The sequence below is a fragment of the Blastocatellia bacterium genome, assembly GCA_025054955.1.
Taxonomy (GTDB): domain Bacteria; phylum Acidobacteriota; class Blastocatellia; order HR10; family J050; genus JANWZE01.
The window spans coordinates 48747-54898 of the sequence record JANWZE010000047.1; the positions used below are offsets into that span (position 1 = coordinate 48747).

At 53.6% G+C, this 6152-nt stretch carries 5 protein-coding genes; 1 reads left to right on the top strand and 4 read right to left on the bottom strand.

Translation table 11 applies throughout. From position 1 onward, the window contains the following. Positions 1-602: 602 nt before the first annotated feature. A complete protein-coding gene (locus NZ823_06330; protein ID MCS6804749.1) occupies positions 603-1337 on the bottom strand; it encodes an HD domain-containing protein in 735 nt (244 codons plus the stop codon). 91 nt (positions 1338-1428) lie between these two features. Continuing rightward, positions 1429-2535, bottom strand: coding sequence for a SurA N-terminal domain-containing protein (locus NZ823_06335; GenBank protein ID MCS6804750.1), 1107 nt, complete (start codon positions 2533-2535; stop codon positions 1429-1431). A gap of 91 nt (positions 2536-2626) precedes the next feature. On the opposite strand from NZ823_06335, the gene rpmB reads away from it, so the two are divergent. Further along, positions 2627-2818 (top strand): 50S ribosomal protein L28, encoded by a 192-nt coding sequence (gene rpmB / locus NZ823_06340; GenBank protein ID MCS6804751.1) that lies wholly within the window; start codon positions 2627-2629, stop codon positions 2816-2818. Positions 2819-2947: 129 nt separating this feature from the next. Here rpmB and NZ823_06345 read toward each other — a convergent pair whose 3' ends face one another. After that, entirely contained in the window at positions 2948-3346 is a 399-nt protein-coding gene (locus NZ823_06345) for a RidA family protein (GenBank protein MCS6804752.1), read from the bottom strand. A gap of 30 nt (positions 3347-3376) precedes the next feature. Beyond that, positions 3377-5548, bottom strand: a complete 2172-nt coding sequence (locus tag NZ823_06350; GenBank protein MCS6804753.1) for a bifunctional (p)ppGpp synthetase/guanosine-3',5'-bis(diphosphate) 3'-pyrophosphohydrolase — start codon at positions 5546-5548, stop codon at positions 3377-3379. Positions 5549-6152 lie beyond the last annotated feature (604 nt).

Consider the following 6152-nt stretch of genomic DNA (forward strand, 5'->3'; position numbering starts at 1 on the left):
CATTCAGCCAGGGAATGCGTCGTCGTAGATGTGGATAGATGTATGGTGACCGCTGTTGCATCTGTATTGATCCCAATCGAACTGGTTACGAAGGCACACTAAGCTACTGTTGATGGCCGGCTAGTGTCAATGCAGGGTTGTAGTAGGTTCTAGGCTTTGACGTTTTTTCGGAGGGAATCACCCTTATGCTCCGCGCGCCACGAAGCATGAAAGCGGTTATTTTCAGAGTAGTGAGGAGTCGGCCACAGATTGCACCGATTGTCACTGAGAGAACTATCGGTGTGAGCCTGTAAAATCTGTGGCTATTTTCAAAGGAGGAGCATGCGTTTTGGAGTGCGGCGGCAAGCCCGCAGGCGCGACGCCGCTTTGGCCTGCTGCGGAGTGTCGGGACAGAAAGCGCCGTCGCCGCTTCGCTCTGCCGGCGCACTCCAAGATGAAGTCAGGAATCGCCCATGAACTTACGTTCGCCACGAAGCATGAAAATGGTTATTCTCAGAGAAATCAGGAGAACGCCGGACTTGTTCGGCCCTAGCCCAAAGCTTGCGGCTGCTGAGTGTCTTGACGTCCGTTCCGGCGCAATCAGCCAGCGAGGCGTTGTCGGTTTATCGTTTGACCGAGCCGTAGAGTTCAACGTTGTTGGCAACAAGCCTGAATTGACAGCCAAGGAACTCAGTAGCCGTGCGACACATGATGAGTCGCTGAGTGAAAATCTCAAAAAACTCCATCACACTGGCAATGGAGGTATCAACATCAATCTCCAGCGTGATTACTTTCTGCGTCGAATCAACATTGAGGGCGCTGCGCGTGGCGGCATAATTGACTCGATCATGAATATCCCACTGAGTCGGGTCCATCACGCGCACACGTGAGCGATGCAGGTCTGTCTTATCGGCAAGAATCACTGCTGCGCTGACTACGCTGACAGGCCCGCCATCCAACTCATCGTGATGACCAATGGCTGACAGGACGATGGCTAATTCCTTTGGACTGATCCCCAAATCGGTGAGTATTTGCATGGCCATGAGCGCACTGGAATGGGCATGATCCGTTCGATTGATGACATTGCCAACGTCATGAAAAAATCCGGCCAGGGCTGCCAGCTCAGGCAGCCGATCATTGAATCCCAATTCGCGTAGAATCTGACGCGCGACTTTACCGACGCGTTTGGCGTGACGCAAGCCGTGTTCTGTATAGCCGATAACTTCCATGACTGCATCGGCCGCTTCCACATACACGACGCCACGACGATCGGCTATCACGTCTTCCATCGTGACCGGCTTGAACATCAACTCGTCCAGCACAGCCACTTCATTCGCCTCATTTTCCTTCACTCTCATCGTGTTTCCTCAGGCACGTTTTCATCCATGATTCATCAAGACCTTTATTGTAGCGGCTCCTATCGAGCCGGAACAACCCTTGGCCAAGAGACTATGGAGTTGGCTGAGCTGAGCCGGCAGGCTGAGCTGAGCCAGCAGGCCGAGCCGGCGCGGGCAGCGAGATCGGTCGCAAATTGCCAAAATTCGTCGGGTTCTCCAGCATGCGTTGTGCCATCGCGTTTTTCACCACGACGTTTTCAAGAGCTATCTGCGTGACCACCGTGCGCAGCACTTCCTCACGTTGTTTCTGTAGCTCTTTCACGATCTGTGGCCGCACTTCCTCCAGTGTCAATTCTCGGTCGCGGGACACACGACTATTGAGCTTAAAAATGTACCAGCGATTGCCGGCTGCAATAGGCTCGGTAAAATCGCCTTCGCGCATACTGGCCAACCGTCGAAGAAATGCAGGAGGCAAATCCGGCGACTGTTCGGGAACGAACGTCGGCCCGCCGCCACGAGGTCCGGTGAGCGGGTCTTCCGACCGGCTCGTGGCCACAGTGGCAAAATCGGCGCCACGTCGCAGTTGCTCATAAATCTCTTGAATTTTCTGCCGAGCAGCTTCGGCGCCAATGGCATCTTGCGGCACGTTATCGTTGTCCGCGCTCACCATGATTTGGCTCAATTGAAACCCGCGTTGTTCAACAAACTGAGCTTTGTGGGCTGCGTAGAACTCTTCGACTTCGCGGTTGGTGACGGTGACTCGTGGCGTCACCTCCTTATCGTAGAGTTTTTGCACGATCAGTTGTCGTCGGACTTCTTCACGAAACTGGGCCTGCGTTTGATTGGCGTCCTGCAACATGCGCTCGAAGGCTTCCTCGCTCAAGCCACGATCCTGTTTGATCTTTTGGATGCTCTGAGCCACTTCATCCTCAGTGACCGTCACGCCTTGCCGCACCGCCCACTGGTAAAGCGCCTCTTGCGTGATCAGCCCATCGAGCACTTGCAACCGAGCCATTGCCAATTCTGCCGGTGTTGGCGTCGGTGTTGCTGGGTCCCGAGTGCGCAATTGTTGCTCAAGCAGGCGGTCCACTTCGGATATTCGGATGACGGCATCCCCCACCTGCGCAGCCACATCCTCGGCTGTGCTGCCACGCTCGTTTTGCTTACAACCCATCACGCTGATGACGATGAACCAAACCACTAGAGCCACTTTTTTCATAGAACCATTCTTGACCTCAATTTGACGTAGCTCACATTCGTCTGCTATAAGTGAGGATTTCAAATTGAGACTATACAGGAGAATGTTCAGCATGGCAAATCGTTGTCACGTCTGCGGCAAAGGAGCACTTTCGGGTAACCGCGTCAGTCACGCGAATAACCGAACCAAGCGACGATTTCATCCGAATTTGCAACGCATCCGCGCGCTTGTGGCCGGAACGGTTCGCTACATCCGGGTGTGCACGCAGTGTATTAAAGCCGGTAAAATCGCCAAGGCTGCCTAATGCCATGGCACTATTTCTTCTACTGACGTTGCGGAGAGCGTTGACAAAAGGGTTTCTGAAGGCAGGAGCAGAAGAGCTATTGGTTGCCAACGCATACCCTGCGTTCATCGCTCAAGGGGCGGTGATCCGTCATGATTGAACTTCAGAGCCGCGTTCGCCCACAGCAACCGCCTCAATCTCCACCTTGGCTCCCAGCGGCAATCGCGATACTTGCACCGTCGCTCGCGCTGGCTTCCATGTCGAGAAATAACGAGCATAGACCTCGTTCATTTGGGCAAATTCATCAAGGTCAGTGAGGTAAACCGTTGTCTTGACGACATGCTCCAAGGAAAGGTTGGCCGCTTGCAAAATGGCCATTAGATTGCTCAAGACTCGCTCGGTTTGAGCTTGAATATCGCCCTCAATGAGCCGTCCCGTTGCTGGATCAATAGCAACCTGGCCGGAAATGAAAAGGAATGCGCCAGCGCGAACTGCCTGAACATACGGCCCAATCGCGCTGGGGGCATGCTCTGTATGAATCGCTTGCATAAGTGCTCCTTGGACACTTTCTTCGATCTTTCAATCAATCCGCTCAACGTCAATCACGCCGGCGATGGCTTGAATCGCCTTGATCACCCGCTGCAAATGTTTCAAATCGGTGATTTCAACCGTAAACCTCAACTCGCCGCGGCCATCGGAATTGACACCGGCATGCGCATCACGAATGTTGGTTTTGATCGCGGCGATGGCCTGTGTCACATCCGCTAGCGCGCCCTGACGGTCGTCAATCAAGATTTTGAGCGAGACCGGATAGGCCAAGCCATTTTCACCTTTGATCCAATCCACATCAATGATGCGCTCACGGTCAACCGTCAGGCTGGGCACATTGGTACATCGCCTGGCATGCACGGCGACGCCTTTGCCACGAGTGATGTAACCAATCACAGGCTCGCCACGAATCGGGTTGCAGCATTGAGCGCGATACACCATCAGGTCATCAGCCCCTTTGACGCGAATCGGCTCGTCACCAAGACGAAGCGCTTTCTTGACCACTTGGGCAACCTGATCGAGTTTGGAAGCAGCCTTTTCCTCGGCCAGGGGCGCCATCTCTGAAGGAACAAATCGTGTGATGATAGTCCGGGCTGGCGTCTTGCCATATCCGACGGAGGCAAAGAGATCGTCTACTCTCCCGTAACCATGCTCGGAAGCAATTTTCTGTAACAGCTCGTTGGCCAGCAGTATTTTCTTCAAACTCAGCTTGTATCGGCTTGCTTCCTTTTCGACGATCTTCTTGCCCAGCTCAATAGCCTCCACACGCTCCTGTTCACGCAACCACTTGCGTATGCGATTAGCCGCGCGATTGGTGGTGACAAACTTGAGCCAGTCTCGGCTGGGCGTATGACCTGGTGTGGTGATAATCTCAACCACGTCTCCATTGCGTATTTGGTAGCGCAGCGGCACCAATCGCCCATTGACCTTAGCGCCGGTACAGGTATGACCGACTTCTGAGTGAATGGCATAGGCGAAGTCAACCGGCGTCGCGCCACGCGGCAATTCAATGACTTTGCCCTTGGGCGTGAAGGCGAACACCTCTTTGGGATAAAGGTCGAGCTTCAAACTATCGAGGAATTCACCGGGGTCCTTGACATCTTGCTGCCACTCGACCAACTGGCGGAGCCACTTGTAAGTCGCGTCGTCCTGATGATAGCCACGCTTGCCTTCTTTATACTTCCAATGCGCCGCGATACCCTCTTCAGCGATCTGGTGCATCTCCTCCGTGCGAATTTGCACCTCGAATGCCTGCCCTCCTTCAGCAATCACCGAGGTATGAATGGACTGATACATGTTCTCTCGCGGCGTGGCGACCCAATCCTTGAAGCGCCCCGGAACCGGCGTCCAGTGTGTATGAATCACACCCAACGCAGCATAGCAATCGCGCACAGTGGAGGTAATAATCCGGATGGCAATCAGATCATAGATCTGTTCGAGCGTGATTTTCTGGCGCTTCATCTTCAGGTAGATGCTATACAACCGTTTGACTCGGCCTTGCACATCCACGTAGGGAACACTATTTTCCGTCAGTTGAGTGGATATCTTCTTCTTGATTGTGTCTAACGCTGACTCCAGCCCTTGACGGCGCTTGCTCAGTGCATCACGAATACGCTGATAATCTTCGGGGTGAAGATACCTGAACGCGAGGTCCTCCAACTCCCCTCGAATGCGCCCCATGCCCAGCCGGTGAGCGATGGGCGCATATACTTCCAGCGTCTCTTGAGCGATCCGAACCTGCTTTTCCCGTGACAAATGCGTCAGCGTCCGCATGTTGTTGAGCCGGTCAGCCAGCTTGACCAGAATGATGCGGATGTCATCGGTCATGGCCAGTAGCATCTTGCGCATGCTCTCAGCCTGCCGCTGCTGTTTGGTTTCGTAATTCAGTTGACCGAGCTTTGTCAGTCCGTCCACCAAATGCGCAATATCCGGGCCAAAATAGCGCTCAATCTCCTCCACCGTCGTGTTCGTATCTTCGACCACATCATGCAGCAGGCCGGTTGCCACACAGACGACGTCCAGTTTCATCTCGGCCAACATATAGGCCACTTCAAGTGGATGAACCAGGTAAGGTTCGCCGGATTTGCGGGTCTGTCCTCGATGCCGTATCGCGGAGAAAAGATAGGCTCTTCGTAATAACTCCTCGTCGGCTGACGGGTGGTATTGCCTGACTTTCTCAACGATGTCATCGAAGCGGATCATAGCCCCACCATAGATAGCTCAAGCATCGAGCCAGCGCGGTCACCCAGGAGTTCGCCGAGCCTTCACTCAACTCACAGCGCTTCTCATCGGTCTTGACTAGCAACTGCTGCCTAACTCACGCTCATTTCAAATCGGCACGTTTGAAATCAGCCAACTCATTTGCCGCTGCAGTAACTTACTAGCCCCTTCGCTACTGCTCGGGTCTAACCAAACCGCTGCTGTGAGAAAGTGATTCTATAAAAAAAAGCCAGAGAATGCCAGACTGTGAGCCGTGCAGACTTGATGTGCCAAAAACACGAAAGCCCTCTCGGTTGACCGAGAGCCGCCGGCCAAAGGTTTTCGTCTTCGTCTTCAGGGTATTTTCGAGAAGAAATCATCCTGATCGCGGATTGCAGACTGCCGATTGCGGATTGATAAAACACATATTGCGGGCTGCGGATTGATAAAACTCATGCCAGTGGTCTGGAGAAAGGCCATGACTGAGTCAGGAGTCGGAAGTCAGAAGTCAGGAGCCAGAAGTCAGAGTCAGGGGCATAATTCCAATAGTCTGGAGAAAGGTCGTGTTTGATGAAGCGACATGAGGAGCAGCAGCAGAACGTCCTAA